This is a genomic window from Microbacterium hibisci, from assembly GCF_015278255.1.
Taxonomy (GTDB): domain Bacteria; phylum Actinomycetota; class Actinomycetes; order Actinomycetales; family Microbacteriaceae; genus Microbacterium; species Microbacterium hibisci.
Genome location: NZ_JADIJC010000003.1, coordinates 187,203 through 206,417 on the forward strand (window position 1 = coordinate 187,203; position 19,215 = coordinate 206,417).

Sequence of the window (19,215 nt, forward strand, 5' to 3'; positions counted from 1 at the left end):
ACACCTGAACACGCGGGGAAAACCTGTGCCGTCGGGTGCGCAAGTCGGACACTCCGCACGCGCTTCCTGGGAAGTCGCTGAAGATACCGCTAGCCTCGCGACGAGGAAAGGAGTCCGCCATGTCGGATACCGCCGTCCCGCCGACCACGGTCAACAGGCTCGTCGCGGAGGCTCTGGGTACGTTTCTGCTCGTCTTCGGCGGCGTGGGCTCAGCACTGTTCGCCGCCAACTTCCCCGCAGATTCCGAGGGGAATCCGCTCGGCATCGGCTTCGTCGGGGTGTCGCTGGCATTCGGCCTGACGGTCGTCGCCGGCGCCTACGCGTGGGGTCCGATCTCGGGCGGTCACTTCAACCCCGCCATCACCCTGGGGCTCGCAGCTGCCGGACGCTTCGAGTGGAAGAACACGATCGGCTACATCATCGCGCAGGTCATCGGCGGCGCCCTCGGCACGACGATGATCGTGCTGATCGGCATCTTCCACCCTGACAACTGGCTCGCCAACGCCCAGGACAGCGGCTTCGCGTCGAACGGCTACGACAGCCTCTCGCCCGGGGGCTTCGGCCTCGGTGCGGCGATCATCGCCGAGGTGCTGCTGACCGCGATCTTCGTGCTCATCATCCTCGGTGTCACGCACTCCACGCGGGGCACCGCCGCGCTCGCGCCGCTGGCGATCGGCCTCACGCTGACGCTCATCCACCTCATCTCGATCCCGATCGACAACACGTCGGTGAACCCGGCGCGCTCGATCGCCGCGGCGATCTACGGCGGGGCCGGCCCGCTGTCGCAGCTCTGGGTGTTCATCGTGTTCCCGATCGTGGGCGGCCTGCTGGCCGGTGTGCTCCACCGCGCACTCTTCGAGCCCAAGGGCACGCTGCCTCCGGTCCAGGCCGAGGCCCGCGTGCCGTAGGCGGCGCGCGCAGACGCCGAACAGGCAGAAGCGGCCCGCTCCCGGAAGGGAGCGGGCCGCTTCTGTGCGTCGCCGATCAGACCAGGTCGAAGCGGTCGAGCTCCGTGACCTTGCCCCACGCCTTGACGAAGTCGCGCACGAACTTCTCGTTCGCGTCGTCCGAGGCGTACACCTCGGCGACGGCGCGCAGCTCCGAGTTCGAGCTGAACAGCAGGTCGACGCGCGTGCCGATGCCCACCGGACGGCCCGAGCCGTCCTTCGAGCCGGCGAACGCGTGCGAACCCGGGTCGAGCGGCTTCCACGTCGTGCCGAGGTCGAGCAGGTTCACGAAGAAGTCGTTCGTGAGCACGCCCTTGCGGTCGGTGAAGACGCCGTAGTCGGAGTCGTCCCAGTTCGCACCCAGCACACGCAGGCCGCCGACGAGCACCGTGAGCTCCGGCGCGCTCAGCGTGAGCAGGTTGGCGCGATCGATCAGGTGGTGCTCCTCGGGCATGAACGCCCGCGGGCCGTAGTAGTTGCGGAAGCCGTCGGTGATCGGCTCGAGGAACGCGAACGACTGCGCGTCGGTCTGCTCCTGCGTGGCGTCGGTGCGACCGGGGTGGAACACGACCTCCGCCTCGACGCCGGCATCCTTCGCCGCCTTCTCGACCGCGGCGTTGCCGGCGAGCACGATGAGGTCGGCCAGCGACACCTTCTTGCCGTCGGTGCGGCCGTCGTTGAACGCGGCCTGGATCTCTTCGAGCTTCGCGATCACCGTGGCGAGCTGGGCGGGCTTGTTGACCTCCCAGTCCTTCTGCGGTGCGAGGCGGATGCGGGCGCCGTTGACGCCGCCGCGCTTGTCGCTGCCGCGGAACGAGGATGCCGCAGCCCACGTGGTCTCGACCAGCTGCGAGACCGTCAGCCCCGACTCGAGGATCTGCGCCTTGAGCGCCGCGGCGTCGGCCGCGTCGATGAGTTCGTGATCGACCGCGGGGACGCGGTCCTGCCACAGCAGCTCCTCGGCGGGAACCTCGGCGCCGAGGTAGCGCTGGATCGGGCCCATGTCACGGTGCGTGAGCTTGAACCAGGCGCGCGCGAACGCGTCGGCGAAGGCCTCGGGGTCGTCCTTGAACTTCCGCGAGATCTTGTCGTACGCCGGGTCGGTGCGCAGCGCGAGGTCGCTCGTCAGCATGCGCGGCTCACGACGGCCGTTCGAGTGCGCGAGCGGGACCATGTCGGCGCCGCCGCCGTTGATCGGGCGCCACTGGTGGCCGCCGCCGGGGCTGCGCATGAGCTCCCACTCGTACGCGTAGAGGATGTGGAAGAACTCGTTGTCCCAGCGGGTGGGGTGGTACGTCCAGGTGACCTCGAGACCCGACGTGATCGTGTCGTCGCCGTGACCGGTGCCGTGGTTGTTCTTCCAGCCCAGGCCCTGCTGCTCGAGGCCTGCGGCCTCCGGGTTGTGCTCGATGTTGGTGTCGGGTGCGGCGCCGTGGGTCTTGCCGAACGTGTGTCCACCGGCGATGAGCGCGACGGTCTCCTCGTCGTCCATCGCCATGCGGCCGAACGTCTCGCGGATGTCGCGCGCGGACTTCAGCGGGTCGGGCTCACCGTTGGGGCCTTCGGGATTGACGTAGATGAGGCCCATCTGCACGGCCGCGAGCGGCTTCTCGAGCTCACGATCGCCCGAGTAGCGCTCGTCGTCCAGCCAGGTGGTCTCGGGACCCCAGTACACGTCGGCGTCCGGCTCCCACACGTCGGCGCGGCCACCCGCGTAGCCGAACGTCTGGAAGCCCATCGACTCGAGCGCCACGTTTCCGGCCAGGATCATGAGGTCGGCCCACGACAGCGACTGGCCGTACTTCTTCTTGACGGGCCAGAGGAGGCGACGGGCCTTGTCGAGGTTGACGTTGTCGGGCCAGCTGTTCAGCGGCGCGAAGCGCTGCTGACCGGCGCCGCCCCCGCCGCGACCGTCGGTCACGCGGTACGTGCCCGCGCTGTGCCACGCCATGCGGATCATGAGGGGGCCGTAGTTGCCGAAGTCGGCGGGCCACCAGTCCTGCGACGTGGTGAGCGTCGCGGCGATGTCGGCCTTGACCGCCGCGAGGTCGAGCGACTCGAAGGCGGCCTTGTAGTCGAAGTCCGGGTCGAGCGGGTTGGCGACCGCCGGGTTCTTGGCGAGGATCTTGAGGTTCAGCTGGTTCGGCCACCAGACGCTGTTGGCGTTTCCGGTGGTCGGGTGAGGCTGACCCCCGTGGATGACCGGGCAGCCTTCGGATTCGTTCGGCCGCGGGCGGGTCTCGCCGTCCTCGCGCTCGTCGACCGGCGTGTCGATCGGGGTGACCGCCTGATCGGCGTCGGTCGGGTTCTCACCGATCTCCGGGATCGTGTCGTTCTTGTCGGTCATGACTTCCTTCCAATCGGATGGGCTGGGGAATCGGACAGGATCAGGATGCTGCGGCCTCGGCCCGCGCGCCGGGACCGGCGTCGGCGGCGGCCGAGCACGCGGGGCAGATGCCCCAGAAGGTCACCTCGGCGACCTGGACGGCGTAGCCGTGCGCGTCGGAGGGCGTCAGGCAGGGCGCCGCGCCCACGACGCAGTCGACGTCTTCGACGGCACCGCACCGAGAGCAGATGAGGTGGTGATGGTTGTCGTCGACACGCAGCTCGAACAGGCCGGGACGACCGGCGGGCTCGATCCGGCGGGCGAGCCCGGCGTCGACGAAGTCGCCGAGCGCGTTGTAGACGGACTGCAGGCTCGTGCCGGGCACCGTCTGCGCCACGACGCCGAAGAGGTCGTCGGCGCTGGCGTGCGGGTGTTCGAGCAGCGCCTCGACGACCGCCCGCCGCGAGTCGGTGACCCGCAGGCCAGCCCCCCGCAGACGCGCGGCCGTGTCGCCGGTGCGCGGGTCGGTGCGGGCGTGCGACGTCATGGCTCCACCCTACCGTTGTTTTGAGTCATTCAAAACAGTGATATGCGGCATCCGGTCGGCCGGAGCCGGCTGGACGAAGCGGGGCAGCGCAGCGAGCTCAGCCGGCGACGAGGGTCGGCGTGCCGGCCTCGTACTCGGTGAGGTCGCCGGTCTCCCCCAGCCGGTGCGCCCGCCGGCCGACCACGAGCATGTACGTCAGGAACAGTCCCAGGGCCGCCGCGCCGATCCCGATCTTGACGGGCCACGGCCACGGCTGCGCGGTCACGAAGCCCTCGATGACCCCCGACACTCCGAGCGCGATCACGAGGCCGATCGCGATCGTCGCGAGCGAGCGGCCGGCGGCGGCGAGCGATTCGCCCCGCGAGCGCGGTCCCGGCGCGACCCAGGCCCAGAAGATGTGAAGGCCCGCCGCACCGGCGACGAAGATGCACGTGAGCTCGAGGAGGCCGTGCGGGAGGATGTAGAGGACGAACACGTCGCCGCGGTCGAATGCCGCCATGACCCCGGCCGCGGTCCCGACGCCGACCGCGTTCTGCACCAGCACCATCACGGGCCACACACCGGTGATGCCGAACAGCACGCACTGGGCCGCGATCCACGCGTTATTGGTCCAGACCGTGCCCGCGAAGACCGCCGCCGGATTCTCGCTGTAGTAGTCGGTGAACTCGTTCTCGGCGTACTGCTCGAGCTCGGCCTCACTGCCGAGGCTCGCGACCAGGGCGGGGTCGCCCGACACCCACAGCGCCACGACGGCCCCCACCGCGACGAAGGCCACCGCGATCACGAGCGTCGTCCACCGCACGCGGTAGAGCGCCGCCGGCAGCTGCAGCGCGAAGAACCGCGGGATCTGCCGCACGACGTTCTCGGGGGCGCCGGTGAGGCGCAGGCGTGCCCGGCCGAGCATCGTCGAGATGTGGTCGCCCTGGACGCTCCGCCCCGCAGACGTCTTCGCGTCGGCGAGATCCGCCGATGCCGCTCGATAGCGCGTCACGAGCTCGTCGACCTCGGTGCCCGTCAGCCGGCGAGAGCGGCTGAGTTCGTCCAGCCGCGCCCACTCCTCGCGCCGGGCGGCCGTCAGGGCGTCGAGGTCCATGCGCTTTACTGTAGCCATGCCCGCTGAGCGCCCCGCGATCGTCGACATCCACCAGGACGAGGTGCTCACCGGCGAGGCGGTCGCGCTCGACGTGCAGCCGCTGGGCTATTTCCTGCGCGCGCTCGGGGTTCTCATCGACATGCTCCTCGGCCTCGCGGTGCTGGTGCTGTTCGCCCTCGGCACCGGCTGGCTGGCGAGCCTCGGCGCCATCGACCCCGCGGTCGTCCCCATCCTCACGATCGTCGTGCTGGTGCTCGTGCTGATCGTGATCCCGACGGTCGTCGAGACGACCACCCGCGGTCGCAGCCTCGGCAAGCTCGCCGTGGGCGGCCGCATCGTCCGCACCGACGGCGGGGCGGCCGGGTTCCGCCACGCCTTCATCCGCGCGCTGGTCGGCGTGTTCGAGCTGTGGTTCACCCTCGGGGCGGTGGCCGCGCTCGTCGGGGCTTTCACGCCGCGGTCGCAGCGCCTGGGCGACCTCGTCGCCGGCACCTACTCCGAGCGCACCCGCACGCCGCGCCTGCCCGACGCCGCGCTCGGGGTCCCGCCGGTGCTGACGGAATGGGCGTCCGTCGCCGACGTCGCGCGGCTTCCCGAGCGCCTGTCGCGCCGCCTCTCCCAGTTCGCCCGGTCGGCGCCCAGCATGGAAGCCGGCGCACGCGCGCGGGTCGCGGCATCCCTCGCCCGCGAAGCCGCCGAGCACGTCTCACCGGTGCCCCCGGTCGACCCCGAGACGTTCCTCATCGGCGTCGTGGCCGTGCGCCGCGAGCGCGAGCTGCGCGCCCTGCAGCTCGAGACGGCCCGCGCCGCCGCGCTCGCGGGGCCGGTCTCGGCTCCGCCGCGCGGCTTCCCCGATCGCTGACGCGGGTCAGTAGCGGTAATGGTCGAGCTTGTACGGCCCCTCGACCGGAACGCCGATGTACGACGCCTGCTCGGGACTGAGCTCGGTGAGCTGCACGCCGAGCGCGTCGAGGTGCAGGCGTGCGACCTTCTCGTCGAGGTGCTTGGGGAGCGTGTACACGGCGGTCGGATACTCGTCGCGCTTGGTGAACAGCTCGATCTGCGCCAGCACCTGGTTCGTGAACGACGCGCTCATGACGAACGACGGGTGCCCCGTCGCGTTGCCCAGGTTCAGCAGCCGGCCCTCGCTCAGCACGAGTACGCTGCGCCCGGTGGGCAGCCGCCACTCGTGCACCTGCGGCTTGATCTCGATCCGCTCGACGCCGGGCAGCGCCTCGAGGCCCGCCATGTCGATCTCGTTGTCGAAGTGGCCGACGTTCCCGACGATGGCGAGGTGCTTGAGCTTCAGGAGGTCCTCGGTGGTCACCACGTCCTTGTTGCCCGTGCCCGTGATCACGATGTCGACCTGACCGGCGACATCGGCCAGACGTGCGACCTGGTAGCCGTCCATCGCCGCCTGCAGCGCGCAGATGGGGTCGACCTCGCTGACGATGACACGCGCGCCCTGGCCGCGGAGCGCCTCGGCGGCCCCCTTGCCCACGTCTCCGTAGCCGCACACGAAGGCGACCTTGCCGCCCATGAGCACGTCGGTGGCGCGGTTGATCCCGTCGGGCAGCGAGTGGCGGATGCCGTACTTGTTGTCGAACTTCGACTTCGTCACGGAGTCGTTCACGTTGATCGCCGGGAACAGCAGATCGCCGGATGCCGCGAGCTCGTACAGGCGGTGCACGCCCGTGGTGGTCTCCTCCGTGACGCCGAGGAGCTCGTCCGCCATGCGCGTGAAGCGCTGCGGGTCGCGTGCGAGGCTCGCGCGGAGCGTGTCGAGGACGATGCGGTACTCGGCGGAGTCGTCGGGCGCGGCATCCGGAACCGACCCGGTCTTCTCGAACTCGACGCCCTTGTGCACGAGGAGGGTCGCGTCGCCGCCGTCGTCGAGGATCATGTTGGGACCGTCGAAGCCCTCGGCCGTCCAGTCGAAGATGCGGTCTGCGAGGCGCCAGTACTCCTCGAGGGTCTCGCCCTTCCACGCGAACACCGGAACGCCCGCCGGCGCGTCGACGGTGCCGATCGGACCGACCACGACGGCCGCGGCCGCCTCGTCCTGCGTGGAGAAGATGTTGCAGCTCGCCCAGCGCACCTGCGCGCCGAGGGCGACGAGCGTCTCGATCAGCACCGCCGTCTGCACCGTCATGTGCAGCGAGCCCGCGATGCGCGCGCCCTTCAGCGGCTGCGACGCGCCGAACTCCTCGCGCAGGGCCATGAGCCCCGGCATCTCGTTCTCGGCCAGGCGCAGCTGGTGACGCCCGGCTTCGGCGAGCGCGAGGTCGGCGACCTCGTACTCGAAGCCGTCAGCGGACTCGGCGACGGCGGGGCTGGCAGGCGTGGCGACGGGCGTGTGGGTCGGCATCCGCCCATTCTCCCATGCCGATCCGCGTGTGCCGCGGCGGCCACCCGTATGCTGGCACCACCTCGAGCGACGGAGCACAGAGTTGACCATCATCCCACTGGCGTCCGAGCGAACGCCGACGATGAACCCCAGCGCGTTCTGGCTGCGTGAGACCTCGTACTGGCTTCCGCTCCACTTCCCCTTGAGCGCGTGGAACACCCACGCCCCCTTCGCGGCATGGCTCATCGACGTCCTGCGGCCCGCATCGGTCGTCGAGCTCGGGACCCACATGGGCTTCTCATGCTTCGCTTTCGCGGAGGCGGCGGCGCGGCTCGACCACCCGATGCACATCCATGCGCTGGACAGCTGGGAAGGTGACGATCATGCCGGGTTCTACGGCGATGACGTCTTCAATTCGGTACGCGCGATCGCCGACCGAGACTATCCGGAGTCGATCAGGCTCGTCCGGGGCTGGTTCAGCCAGTCCCGCCCCCTCTTCGAAGACGCCTCCGTCGATCTGCTTCACATCGACGGCCGCCACGGATACGAGGACGCGGTCCAGGACTATGAGGAGTGGCGAAGCGTCGTGCGCGATGGCGGCGTCATCCTCTTCCACGACATCGCGGAGCGCGGCCGGGGCTTCGGCGTCTGGCAGCTGTGGGAGCAGCTCGAGCGTGATCACCCGACGTTCACGTTCCATCACGGCCACGGGCTGGGCGTGATGGCTGTCGGCGACGTGGAAGCCGAGCCGCTGCGCCGCCTCTTCGCGGCGGACGAACCGACCTCCGATCGCATCCGCGGCGATTACGAGCGGCTGGGGGCGGAGATCGATCTGCGGGGCGGATTCGCTCCCATCTCAGAGGAACTGCACCACTCCCGGCTCCACGCCTCCCAGCTGGAAGACGACGTCGCACGGCTCGAACAGGAAGCGGAAGAGCTCCGCGCGGCTATGGCATTCCTGGAGCAGCGAGTCCGTGATCTCGAGTCGAGCACGAGTTGGCGGGTGACCGCTCCGCTGCGGGCTGCGCGGCGAGTGCTGCCGCACCGCGACTGAGCACTGGGCACCGCGACTGAGCGCTGCTCAGGGGCGTCAGGCGCGGAGGGTCTCGTGGCGCACCACGACCCACCCCTTGGGCACCGACAGCCGGTCGGTGTGGATCGCGCAGAGGTCGTGCGCGTGCGGATTGCCGACGGCGCCGAGCGGACCGAGCGCGGCCATCTGGTCGCCGTAGTCGTAGGTGAGCGTCGACACGGCCTCACGGGCGCATCCGACCTTGGAGCAGACTCTCTCGCGCATCGTGATGACGCTACCGCGCACGACGGACAGGGAGACGGATGCCGCGCCGCGCGACTCCCCGCCGGGCTCCGGCTCGCGTGGCAGAGCCTGGTCGGTCCTCAGCTGAGGACGTGGACCGAGATGCGGGGCGGATCGCCGCGGTCCGCTCCGCCTGTCGGCTCCGCCCCTCGTCTGGGGACGCCCCCGGCGACCTAGGATGGGGGCATGGCGTGGCGTCGGACCCGGACCAGCGAGCGCGCGACGCGTCGCGCCTCCCGCCACGGGCGGCACGGTCGCGAAGGGCGCAGCTCGGTCGTGCGCCCGCCGCTCCCACCGCTCGACACCCGGGTCGATCGATTCGACCTGTCGGTGGGCACCGCCGCGGAGTTCCTGCGCTCGGCGTGGCCCGAGCTGCGCGACGTGCGGTTCGAGGTGGCCGACATGCCGGCGGCGACCGGCGACGACGGCATACCGCGGTGGACCGTCCTGCCCGACGAACACCGCATCATCCTCTATCGCCTGCCGATCGAGCGCCTCAGCCACCTGCATCGCGACGACGACCTGCACCGCCGCATGCTGGTCGAGGGCGCCGTCTTCCGCGCGGCGGCCGAATACCTCGACCGCGATCCCTGGGACCTCGGGCCGGAGCGCTTCCGCTACTTCTGACGCTGCGCCGGATCATCCGGAACGGACGGGTCAGGGGTAGACGACGACCTCGCGCGTCGCCACGTCCGCCGGCCACACCGGCACTCCCGCCAGAGCGCCGTCGCCCGCGAACGACAGTCCTGCGCGCACCGGAGCCGCCGGATCGATCGTGTAGAGGGTGCGCGTGGTGAGCCGCACGGCGACGGAGGAGTTCGCCGCCACCGTGACATCGAGCGGCGTGCCGCCCTCGGCCGGGGTGACCGCGACAGCGACGGGTTCGCCGGAGGTGTTGACGATCGAGAGCGACGGAGTGGGCCCTCCGGGCGTAGCGAACAGCGACGGCACCGCGACCTCGGGCGCAGGCGTGAACCACGCGAAGTCGTCGCCCTCTCCGACGCCCGTCGCCTGCCACACGGCGGCGACGACCGGCGCATCGGCGACCACCGTGACGGTGTACGAGCCGGCGCTGAGCCCGTTGACGGCGAGCTCCATCGGCTTGCCCGCCTCGAGCGCGACCTGCTCGGGCTCGCGCTGCGGCTCGGCCCGGCCGACCGAGGTCACGGTCACCCGCGCGGTCGCGGCGGCAGCGGGCGCCAGCATCCGCAGCACCGTCACCTCTTCGGCGACGTCGGTGGTCGACGGCCGCTCCACGGTGATGCCCGTGATGATCTGCGTCGTCTCGGCCTGCGCCACCGGGCCGACCTGGTCCACGCCTCCCGGGGTGAGCGTGCGCGTGATGCTCGCCTGAAGCGAGGCGTGCACCGGCGCGCCGACGGCCGACACCCGCACGACCGGCGTCTCTTCGCCGAACGCGAGACCGGCCAGCGGCACGACCCGCTGCGTTCCGGGCGACACGACGAGATCGACGCCGCCGGGGGGCGACTGGGGACCCGCGGTGCCGTACACCGTCAGCTGCACCGTGGCCGGGACGGTACCGGGGTTCGCGATCAGCACCAGGTCCGCGGCGCCGGTCGCGCCCGAGCCGCCGATCAGCCAGGAGTCCAGCAGCGGCGGGCGGCACGCCGAGGCCGCGAAACCAGAGAGGTCGTCGGCGGCTGCCGTCGCCGCGCCCGTCGCGGCGACGTCCACCGCCTGCCCGTCGAACGGCACGGCGGTGTACGCGAGCGGGCCGGGACCGATCCCGGTCGCCTCCAGCCGCTGCTCGGCCGCCGGCTCCCCCTCCGCCACACCCGCGATGACGGACTGGGGCGCCGCGACCGAGAGCGCGTCGGCATCCGTCGGGTTCCGGCCGATCGCCAGCAGCGGGCCATCGCACGAGATCACGGATGCCGCGGGCGCCGGTGTCGCGGGCACGGCGAGCGGTTCGCGGTCGAGCGTGGGCCAGGGGACCGAGACCGCGGTGACCACGGCGATCACCGCCCCCACCGACACGGCGGTCCCGATCAGCAGCCGGGCGCTCGTCGTCGCCCAGCGGAACACTCGGCGGTCGCTCATCGCCCCTCCTGCCAGTGAGGCCCCACCACACGGGGCGTGCGCCGCGCCTCTCGCACCGACGTGGCGGTCGGCACGGCCAGCAGCAGCGCGACGCCGAACACGGCAAGCTGCCCGAAGGCGATCCATCGTGCGGCCGTGATGACGGATGCCGGCTCTCCGGGTCGCGGCGCGAGCTCGTCAACGACCCGCCACAGCTCGCCCTTGGCGGTGTCCCCGACGACCACGAGCGTCTCGCGCTGCCCCAGCGCCGTCATCGCCGACAGGCGCAGCGTCCGCGCGGCGTCGGTCTCGGGCGGCGCGGCGGGCGCGAGCAGGATGAAGCCGACACCTCGGGCGGCGAGCTCGGCCACGACATCCTCGGACGAGGGGGTGACCAGGTCGGCGGCGATCACCGCGAGCTCGTCGTCCTGAGACGTCGGAGCCGTCCGCGCGGCGAGCAGCGTGCTCTGGCCGCCCATCGTCTCGCTCGCGCCCCACACGATCTGGGCCGCGACACCGCCGTCCGCCTGGGGCGTCAGCACGATCGTGCCGACGTCGGGATCGTCCCGCCCCTCTGCGGCGACGAAGGCGGGCAGCGTGCTGGCAGGGCCGTTCGAGAGCGTCGCGGCGTCGCGGGTGAAGGCCGTGAGCGATGGCACGGCGAGCACCACCGCCCCGATCAGCACCAGGGCCGCGGCGAGCCCGCGCGCCAGCGCGACGCGCGGAGCCAGACCCGCGTCCAGCGCGACGAGCGCGCCGCCCAGGGCCCCCAGCCACGCCAGGCTGAGGCCTGTCCCGGGCCACAGCGGAATCGTCTGCGACTGCACGAACGCCACCGACACCCCGACGGCTGCGAAGGCGGTGCCGAGACCGAGCGCGGTCACGAAGAGCATCACGATGCCCACGGCCCAGCGCTGGGTGAGCGGCGCGGCGAGCGCGAGCAGCGCGAGAGGCACGCTCAGCAGCGGAACCCACCACGTCGGCCCGTCGGGCAGCAACGTCGCCCACCCGGCGAGATCGGGACTGGGGATGCCGGCGGCGAGGAGCGCGCGTCCGGCGGCGTCGGCAGCCACCTGGCGCCCTGCCCACGGCACCCCGGGGTCGGCGAGCAGACCCCACGCGCGGCCGTTCGCCACGGCGTTCCACACCAGCGGAGCCGCCAGAGCGAGCGAAGGCACCAGCGTCCAGATCAGGCGGGCCGCTCCGCGACCGGAGCGCAGCACGACCGCGAGCAGCAGCGCCGCCAGCCACAGCGCGACCATCGCCGGCGCCAGCGAAGGCGCGCTCGCGAGCACCGCCGCGAGCAGGATCGACGCCGCGCCCGCACCCGCCCACGAACGGTGCGCGACCGCACCGGCGTAGAACAGCCACGGCAGCAGCAGGTGCACCATCACCCCGGTCGGTCGCCCCTGCGAGAGGGCGACCACGAACGCGGGGGCGAGTGCCCACACCGCGCCGCCCAGCAGTCGCAGGCTCGCGCGTTCGGTGACGCGGGTCGCGGCGAACCAGCCGCCGAGGGCCGCGAGCGGCAGAGCCAGCACCCACAGGAGCACGACGGCGCGCGACGTGGCCCACGGCCACAGCGTGCCGAGCAGGGCCACCACCGCGGCGAACGGGTCGGCGGCCGAGATCGTGTCGAGCCCGAGTGCGCGCTGACCGTACAGCGCCTCGTCCCACAGCTGCCCGACGGTCGTCGCGAGGGGCTGCAGCGCGCCGCCGCCGAGGACCGGCCACGCCAGCAGGGCGGGGAAGGCGGCGACCGAGACGGCGAGGGCCGCGAGCACCAGCCACGCGCCGCCCCCGACGAAGAACTTCAGGTCGCTCCGGCGGTGGCCGCCGATCGCGACCTCGGGATCGTCGTCGAGTCGCTCGCGCAGCTCGCCCTGGGTCGTGCGCAGCGGAGCGATCTGACCCCACGAGGCAGTGTGTGCGCGGGCCAGGCGGCGGCGGGCACGCCAGATCCCGGCGATGCCGACCAGCACCGTCGCGGCGGCGGCCCATTCCGACGCGATGCGCCCCGGCTGCTTGCGCGCGAGAGCCACGATGGTGCGCCACAGGGCGAGCGGCAGCAGCGACAGCCAGTGCAGCGGAACGGCGAACGCCGGCGCGTAAACCTGTCGCCGATGCAGCTGCGCGACCCGCTCGGCGTACACGGCGCGCCGTCGGCGCTGGGGCGTCAGCGGGCTGGGCAGACCGGCGACGCCGTCGCCCGCGACGGCGACGAGGGCCGCGGGAACCAGCGACACACGGCCACCCGCCAGTCTCGCGCGCACCCCGAGGTCGAGCCCTTCGTCGGCCCCCGCGAGCCCGCGGTCCAGGCCCGCGAGCCGCGTCCACGCCTCGCCCCGCACGAGGACCGCGCGGATGTCGACACCCAGCACATCCTCGTGCGCGTCATGCTGCCCCTGGTCCAGCTCACCGTCGGCGAGACCGACGGCGCGGCCGAAGCGCGTCATGCCGACGCCCAGTGAGACGATCTCGGAGCGGTCGTCCCAGCGGACGAGCTTCGGCGCGACGAAGGCCGCGGACGGCGAGACCTCCAGGGCACCGGCGAGCCGCGCCAGCGCATCGGGCTCCGGCGCGGTGTCTTGGGCGAGCAGCCACACCGCGTCGCCCTCGAGCCCGGGCGTGACGAGCGCGGTCGCCGCGGCGTAGCCCGTGGAGGCCGGCGCCCTCACGACGGACTCTGCGCCCGCGGCATCCGCGATCTCGAACAGATGATCGTCGCCGCCGCACATCACGATCGTGAGCACGTCGACCGGTCGGGTCTGCTCGGCGAGCGCCGCCAGCGTCCGTCGCAGATGGAACGCCGCGGGCGTGCGACCGTCAGGACGCACCACCAGGACGGCGTGGACTCGGTTCGACGTTGCGGCGGGCATGTCCTCGTCAGCCTAGGCGGGCTCCGTGGCGACCCCGGGCGCACGCGCCGGGTCGACCGGATCGAACCGGCCGACCGGCGTGCGCGTCAGCCCGCTCGACGCTTGAGCTTGCGACGCTCCCGTTCGCTCAGACCGCCCCAGATGCCGAACCGCTCGTCGTTCTGGAGCGCGTACTCGAGGCATTCGCCCCGGACGTCGCACGACGTGCAGATGCGCTTGGCATCGCGCGTGGAGCCGCCCTTCTCAGGGAAGAACGCCTCCGGGTCGGTCTGCGCGCACAGCGCATCGGTCTGCCATGCGAGCGGATTGTCTTCTTCCGCATCGATGTTGCGGCGTACCCCCGGAACCCCCAGTTGAACCGGATCGACGAACCAGTCGTCGGGAACGCCGGAACGGAATTGCGAAACCGTCATGTCGTTCTCACCCCCCGAGATCCTGCTCCACGCTGGTGCGTGTACGGATAATTACACCCGTGTAGTTCGGTGAGGTCAAGTCGCAGATAGTAAAGGCTCAACCGGCTCTTGAACCTTCACGACGCGCCGACGGCGTGTCGCACTGTGATAACAGTCCGGTCACCGAGCGCTCGGGCGCGCGCTCAGCGGCCCGGCAGCGCGATGAAGAGCTGCCCGTCGCCCGCCACGCGGACACCTCCCTCGTCGGGCGTCACGAGGACCGCGCGGCCCGGCGCGAGGGTCGCCGACGAGTCCGTGGCGCGCCCGAAGACTCGGGGCGCACCCGCGGTCGCGAGCGCGATCGCGGGGCCGTCGAGAGCGAGGTCTATCGCTTCCGAGGACGGCGTGAGGGCGAGCAGCGCGAAGTCCGACACCGGCACGTCGTACCGGACGACGCCGTCGTCCACGGTCCGCGGCGTGACGATCGGCGGCAGACTCGGCGTCGGGTCCAGCACGCCTACGAGCTCCGCCGCGTCGACGTGCTTGGGTGTCAGGCCGCCCCGGAGCACGTTGTCGCTCGCGGCCATGAGCTCCACGCCGAGCCCCTCCAAGTAGGCGTGCAGCACCCCCGCCGGCACGAAGAGCCCCTGTCCGCGCCGCAGCGTGATGAGGTTCATGAGCAGCGCCACGACGATGCCGGGGTCGCCCGGGAACCCGGCGTCCAGCGTGCGGGCGAGCTCCAGCTCGGCGGCGAACTCGCCGGACTCGGCCGCGACGGCGGCGGCGATGACGTCGCGCGCGGCATCGGCCCCGTCCGACAGCAGCCAGCCGATGATCGCCGTGAGCGAGGCATCCGGGTCCGCCAGCCGCTCCGCCAGCGGCGCCGCACCCGGCCCCAGCGCCGCGACGAGGCGACGTGTGTCGTCGAGGTCGCGCAGGCCGGCGAGAGCACGGAAGGTGTCGCTGAGCGCCACGATGAGCTCGGGCTTGTGGTTCGCGTCGCGGTAGGTGCGGTCTGCGGCGTCGCGCGGGATGCCCGCGGCCTCCTCGCGCGCGTACCCCGCCTCTGCCTGCGCCTTGGACGGGTGCGCCTGGATCGAAAGAGCGGATGCCGCACCCAGCAGCTTCAGCAGGTACGGCAGCGGCTCGTCGATCCCGGCGGCGGACCCCTCGTCGGCGATCCACCGGTCGAGGGTGCGGCCGTCGGGCGTCTCGGAGGGATCACCGGGGTGGTCGCCGAACCACACCTCCGCCTCGGGACGCCCGGAGGGTGCCCGACCCTCGAGATCTGCGATGAGGGACGTCGAACCCCACGCGTAATCGCGCGGGTCGTTGGCGAGCGGGATCAGCACCCGAACAGCCTAGCGACGGCGCGCCGAGCCGGCCCGCCCGTCGCCCACGGCGGAACCGAGGCCGCGGGGTACCCTGAGAGCGATGGCCGTCCACTCGAAGCACCCGGCGTCGGCGCCGCCGGAACCGCCGGTCCGCGAGAAGACCGGCCATCTCATGCTGCGCGGCTGGTGCATCTTCGTGCTGTTCATGTCGCTCTCGGGCACGGCGTGGGTGAACGCCTTCGGCGAGCTCACGACCGCCGTCATCACCATCGCCGGCGGGCTGCTGTCGGCGGTGCTGTGGGTCGTGGTGCGTCCGCCCGTGCAGTGGCGGCGCCTGCCCTGGTTCGTCGTGGCATACGTGGTGTGGGCGACGCTGTCGCTCACCTGGTCGGTGTGGCCGCAGACGACCGCGCTCACCCTGCTGCTGCTCTACATCACCACCCTGCAGGCGCTGTTCATCGGCAGCGTGCTGACCTGGCGCGAGCTCGTCCGCGCGGTCGCGTCGGCCCTCAAATGGGTGCTGGCGCTGTCGATCCTGTTCGAGCTGTGGGTGGCGGTCTTCATCGGAGAGCCGATCCTCCCCGGCTTCGTCGTCGACAAGGCCGACGACCCGATCGAGTACTGGTCGCGCAACAACCTCTTCGATTTCCCCGGTCGCCTCCAGGGGATCATGGGCAACGCCAACCTGCTGGCCCCGGTCGCCCTCCTCGCGGTTGTGGTCTTCACGATCCGGCTCGCCTCCGGCGCGCCCCGGCGCACCTTCCTGTGGATCTGGACCGGCCTGGCGGCCTACCTCTTCGTGCGGGCCGGGTCGGCGACCGCCTACCTCGCGGCAGCCGCCGTCGCCGTCGTCCTCATCACCGTGCTCCTGATGCGCACCGCGACGAGACCCGGTGAGCGCACGAAGTACTACGTCGCCTACGCACTCGTCGGCGTCGGCGGGCTCGTCGGCCTCTGGCTGCTCCGAGACACGATCTTCACCGCTCTGGGCCGCAGCGCCGACCTCACCGGCCGCGAGGCGATCTGGGAGGCTGTGCTGGGCCGCGCCGCCGAGCGTCCCTGGGTCGGCTGGGGCTTCGCGACGCCGTGGGTGCCGTCGGATCCCGCCTTCGACGGCTGGGTCGTCGACCACGGTCAGACCGTGATGCAGGCGCACAACATGTGGATCGACGTCGCGATGCAGCTGGGCATCGTCGGGGTCGTGCTGCTCGCGCTGCTGTACTTCGCCTTCGTCTGGCGCGCATGGTTCTTCGCCATCGACCGGCCACGGTGGGATCTTCGCGCCGACCGCCCGTACTCGCCGCTCACGCTCCTCCCCACGCTCGTCGGCGCCATCCTGCTCGTGCAGGGCCTCGCCGAATCGAGCCCGCTGCTGCTGTGGGGCTGGCTCTTCATCGTGATGCTCGGGGCCAAGATCAAGCAGTCGCCGCACGTCGGCGTCGGCCCCGCCGAGCAGAGCGCCGCCATCGAACGGGGTGAGGCGGTCGCGCGCGAAGGCGGCGGCCGCGAACCGGGAGGCGACCCCGCGGCATCCCCCCGCCGGCCGGCTCGTCGCGCGATGCGCTCCGCAGGGCGCAGCGCGTGACCGACACTCCGCACGCCGAATCGCCCGGTTGGCTGGGCGCGCTGCTGGCCTCGGCATCCTTCGCCCGCGCCTTCACCCTCGTCGTCTTCGCCACGGTGTTCTCGGCGTTCGCCATCGAGCGGGTCGCCGGCCGCGTCACGTACATCAGCATCGTGACGGGGCTGTGCGTCTTCGGGGCGGCCATCATGGTCGCCCGTCGACGGGAGGTCTCGCTGCTGCGCCTGGTGCCGACCACGGTGATCGTGTTCGTGGGCTGGGCGTTCGCCAGCATCTTCTGGAGCGGCGACACCGCCGGCTCGTTCTGGAGCTGGGTGTCACTCGCGGCGATCGCCTTCCTCGCCGTCGTCATCGGCCACGTCCGCGACACGCTGCAGACCGTGCGCGCCCTCGGCGACGTGCTGCGCGTGCTCCTGGTGGCGTCGCTCACCTTGGAGGTGCTGTCGGGGATCCTGCTCGACGTCCCCTTCACGTTCCTCGGCATCCAGGGCAACCTCGCCCAGCTCGGACCCGTGCAAGGCATCTTCGGCACGCGGAACCTGCTCGGCTTCGTCGCCGTGCTGGCGCTCATCACGTTCCTCATCGAGTACCGCACGCAGTCCGTGCCGCCCGGCCTCTCGGTGGTCTCCGTCGTGCTCGCGGGCGGCATGGCGGCCCTCAGCGACTCCCCCACCGTGGTCGTGCTCGCGCTCGCGGTCGGCCTCGCCGTCGGGGCGCTCGCGCTGGTGCGCCACGCCCAGCCCGAGCGACGCGCGGGCCTGCAGCTCGCACTCGGGGCCATCGTCGTCATCGGGGTCATCGTCGGCTACGCCGCGCGTCATCCGATCATCGCCCTGCTCGGCGCGGGGACCGACTTCTCCATGCGCGTCGAGCTGTGGAACTTCATGGTCGACATCCTCCGCCAGCGGCCCGTGCAGGGCTTCGGCTGGTTCGGCGTGTGGAACCGGCAGGAATACCCCTTCAACGCGATCAACTTCTGGCTGGACACCACCCACGCCACCGGCCTCAACGCCTACTTCGACGTCGCACTCCAGCTCGGCTGGGTGGGCCTGGTCCTCTTCCTCGCGCTCGGCGCTCTCGCGCTCGCGCGCTCCTGGCTCGTCGCCGGCGAGCGGCGGTCGGTGGTCTACGCGTGGACGCCGCTCATGCTCGTGGCCCTGCTCGTCGACTCGATGTTCGAGAGCTTCACGCTCACGGGGCTCGGGTGGCTCATGCTCGTCCTGTGCGCGGTTCGGGCCGGGCAGTCGCGTTCCTGGCGCGAGAAGCTCGACAACGGAGCGGATGCCGGCGGCACGGGCGGTGCGGACGCGTCGGGACTGCCGCACGCCCAGGGAGCGTAGGAGGCGGGCAGGGTAGGCTTCTCTCCGGCCCGACGTCTCGGCGCCCCGCCACACTTCTCCGGAGATCATCCACGTGACCCACGCATCGTCCGCCGCGCCCTTCGACCCCGCCACCGCGACGATCGCCGTCGTCACCTATAACCGGTCGGGGCTGCTGACGCGTCTGCTGACGAGTCTCACGACGATGGACCCGAAGCCCGGCCACATCGTGATCATCGACAACGCCTCGACCGACGACACGACGGACGTCGTCGAGTCGTTCCGCGAGAGCCTCGAGCCGTCGGTGCTGGTGTACCGACGGCTGGACACCAACACGGGCGGCTCGGGCGGCTTCAGCGAGGGGATGCGCGTCGCGTACGAGCTCGGCTCGGAGTGGATCTGGCTCATGGACGACGATGTCGAGGTGCTCCCCGACGGCCTGGCGAAGATGGGCAAGTGGGCGCCGCGCTTCAAGAGCATCCAGGGACGCCGGTACGACTACGACGGCAGCGCGTTCTACTGGCAGTACCGCGTCGCCGAGCCCCTCGGCATCCCCATCCCCTTCGCCCCCGCGGAGTTCGACGAGTCGGGCTACAAGCCGATGAACTCCGGATGCTTCGAGGGAATGTTCATCCACCGCGAGATCGTCCAGCAGATCGGGCTGCCCGACCCGCGCTTCTTCATCTACTGGGACGACCAGATGTACGGCTGGCTCGCGTCGCGCAAGACCGAGTCGGTCATCGTCGACGAGTTCGTGCTGCGGCGCACGCGCGAGATCAAGCAGTGGGACATGGGCATCCGCCACATGAACGCGTCCTCGAACGCCTACCGGTACTACATCATGCGCAACCGGGCGTACATCAAGAAGTACTACCGCTCGCTCGACGTGTACAACCCGCTGCTCTTCGGTCTCGGCACGGCTCTCACGTTCGGCAAGGAGCTCATCCGGCTGGTGTTCGTCGAGCGCACCTTCCGCGGGACATCCCACTTGTTCCGCGGCCTGCGCGACGGCCGGAAGATCGCGAAGGACGCGTCGTGGCAGCCGATGCCGCCGCTCGAGGCCGCGACGGCCGCCTCGAGCTGAATTCCGCGGG

16 protein-coding genes are annotated in these 19,215 nt (G+C 71.5%); 7 read left to right on the plus strand and 9 right to left on the minus strand.

Going from position 1 to position 19,215, the window contains the following annotated elements; translation table 11 throughout:
• Nucleotides 1-119 precede the first annotated feature (119 nt).
• On the plus strand, nucleotides 120-908 hold the full coding sequence (gene aqpZ / locus IM770_RS07750) for an aquaporin Z (protein ID WP_203580560.1): 789 nt from the start codon (nucleotides 120-122) through the stop codon (nucleotides 906-908).
• A gap of 76 nt (nucleotides 909-984) precedes the next feature.
• On the opposite strand, the gene katG is transcribed toward aqpZ, so the two are convergent.
• From katG to IM770_RS07765, 3 genes are all read right to left on the minus strand, one after another.
• Nucleotides 985-3,294, minus strand: coding sequence for a catalase/peroxidase HPI (katG, locus tag IM770_RS07755; protein WP_239065905.1), 2,310 nt, complete (start codon nucleotides 3,292-3,294; stop codon nucleotides 985-987).
• 40 nt (nucleotides 3,295-3,334) lie between these two features.
• Entirely contained in the window at nucleotides 3,335-3,820 is a 486-nt protein-coding gene (locus IM770_RS07760; protein ID WP_203580561.1) for a Fur family transcriptional regulator, read from the minus strand.
• A 97-nt stretch (nucleotides 3,821-3,917) separates the two neighbouring features.
• The gene (locus IM770_RS07765; RefSeq protein WP_203580562.1) at nucleotides 3,918-4,913 is read right to left on the minus strand and encodes a stage II sporulation protein M; all 996 of its coding nucleotides are present in this window, start codon (nucleotides 4,911-4,913) and stop codon (nucleotides 3,918-3,920) included.
• 16 nt (nucleotides 4,914-4,929) lie between these two features.
• Here IM770_RS07765 and IM770_RS07770 point away from each other — a divergent pair, with 16 nt between their 5' ends.
• The gene (locus IM770_RS07770) at nucleotides 4,930-5,775 is read left to right on the plus strand and encodes an RDD family protein (RefSeq protein WP_203580563.1); all 846 of its coding nucleotides are present in this window, start codon (nucleotides 4,930-4,932) and stop codon (nucleotides 5,773-5,775) included.
• A 6-nt stretch (nucleotides 5,776-5,781) separates the two neighbouring features.
• Here IM770_RS07770 and ahcY read toward each other — a convergent pair whose 3' ends face one another.
• On the minus strand, nucleotides 5,782-7,281 hold the full coding sequence (gene ahcY, locus IM770_RS07775; protein ID WP_203580564.1) for an adenosylhomocysteinase: 1,500 nt from the start codon (nucleotides 7,279-7,281) through the stop codon (nucleotides 5,782-5,784).
• A gap of 82 nt (nucleotides 7,282-7,363) precedes the next feature.
• On the opposite strand from ahcY, the gene IM770_RS07780 reads away from it, so the two are divergent.
• Nucleotides 7,364-8,314: a class I SAM-dependent methyltransferase gene (locus tag IM770_RS07780; protein ID WP_239065906.1), complete on the plus strand. Its 951-nt coding sequence runs from the start codon at nucleotides 7,364-7,366 to the stop codon at nucleotides 8,312-8,314.
• 36 nt (nucleotides 8,315-8,350) lie between these two features.
• Here the strand turns inward: IM770_RS07780 and IM770_RS07785 are convergent, their stop codons facing one another.
• The gene (locus IM770_RS07785; protein WP_203580565.1) at nucleotides 8,351-8,557 is read right to left on the minus strand and encodes a DUF3499 family protein; all 207 of its coding nucleotides are present in this window, start codon (nucleotides 8,555-8,557) and stop codon (nucleotides 8,351-8,353) included.
• Nucleotides 8,558-8,761: 204 nt separating this feature from the next.
• Here IM770_RS07785 and IM770_RS07790 point away from each other — a divergent pair, with 204 nt between their 5' ends.
• A complete protein-coding gene (locus tag IM770_RS07790) occupies nucleotides 8,762-9,202 on the plus strand; it encodes a metallopeptidase family protein (RefSeq protein ID WP_203580566.1) in 441 nt (146 codons plus the stop codon).
• Nucleotides 9,203-9,232: 30 nt separating this feature from the next.
• Here the strand turns inward: IM770_RS07790 and IM770_RS07795 are convergent, their stop codons facing one another.
• From IM770_RS07795 to manA, 4 genes are all read right to left on the minus strand, one after another.
• Nucleotides 9,233-10,636 (minus strand): DUF5719 family protein, encoded by a 1,404-nt coding sequence (locus tag IM770_RS07795; protein WP_203580567.1) that lies wholly within the window; start codon nucleotides 10,634-10,636, stop codon nucleotides 9,233-9,235.
• Complete coding sequence (locus IM770_RS07800) at nucleotides 10,633-13,494, minus strand: glycosyltransferase (RefSeq protein ID WP_203580568.1); 2,862 nt, start codon at nucleotides 13,492-13,494, stop codon at nucleotides 10,633-10,635. The genes IM770_RS07795 and IM770_RS07800 overlap by 4 nt, the downstream gene beginning before the upstream one ends.
• An 86-nt stretch (nucleotides 13,495-13,580) precedes the next feature.
• The gene (locus IM770_RS07805) at nucleotides 13,581-13,907 is read right to left on the minus strand and encodes a WhiB family transcriptional regulator (RefSeq protein ID WP_082497093.1); all 327 of its coding nucleotides are present in this window, start codon (nucleotides 13,905-13,907) and stop codon (nucleotides 13,581-13,583) included.
• 182 nt (nucleotides 13,908-14,089) lie between these two features.
• Nucleotides 14,090-15,238 (minus strand): mannose-6-phosphate isomerase, class I, encoded by a 1,149-nt coding sequence (gene manA, locus IM770_RS07810; RefSeq protein WP_203580569.1) that lies wholly within the window; start codon nucleotides 15,236-15,238, stop codon nucleotides 14,090-14,092.
• An 82-nt stretch (nucleotides 15,239-15,320) separates the two neighbouring features.
• Here manA and IM770_RS07815 point away from each other — a divergent pair, with 82 nt between their 5' ends.
• The 3 genes from IM770_RS07815 (at nucleotide 15,321) to IM770_RS07825 (ending at nucleotide 19,205) form a co-directional block, all read left to right on the plus strand.
• Nucleotides 15,321-16,805, plus strand: a complete 1,485-nt coding sequence (locus IM770_RS07815) for an O-antigen ligase family protein (protein ID WP_203580570.1) — start codon at nucleotides 15,321-15,323, stop codon at nucleotides 16,803-16,805.
• Complete coding sequence (locus tag IM770_RS07820; protein WP_203580571.1) at nucleotides 16,802-18,142, plus strand: O-antigen ligase family protein; 1,341 nt, start codon at nucleotides 16,802-16,804, stop codon at nucleotides 18,140-18,142. Before IM770_RS07815 ends, IM770_RS07820 begins: the two co-directional genes overlap by 4 nt.
• Nucleotides 18,143-18,215: 73 nt before the next feature.
• On the plus strand, nucleotides 18,216-19,205 hold the full coding sequence (locus IM770_RS07825; protein WP_203580572.1) for a glycosyltransferase: 990 nt from the start codon (nucleotides 18,216-18,218) through the stop codon (nucleotides 19,203-19,205).
• Nucleotides 19,206-19,215: the final 10 nt, after the last annotated feature.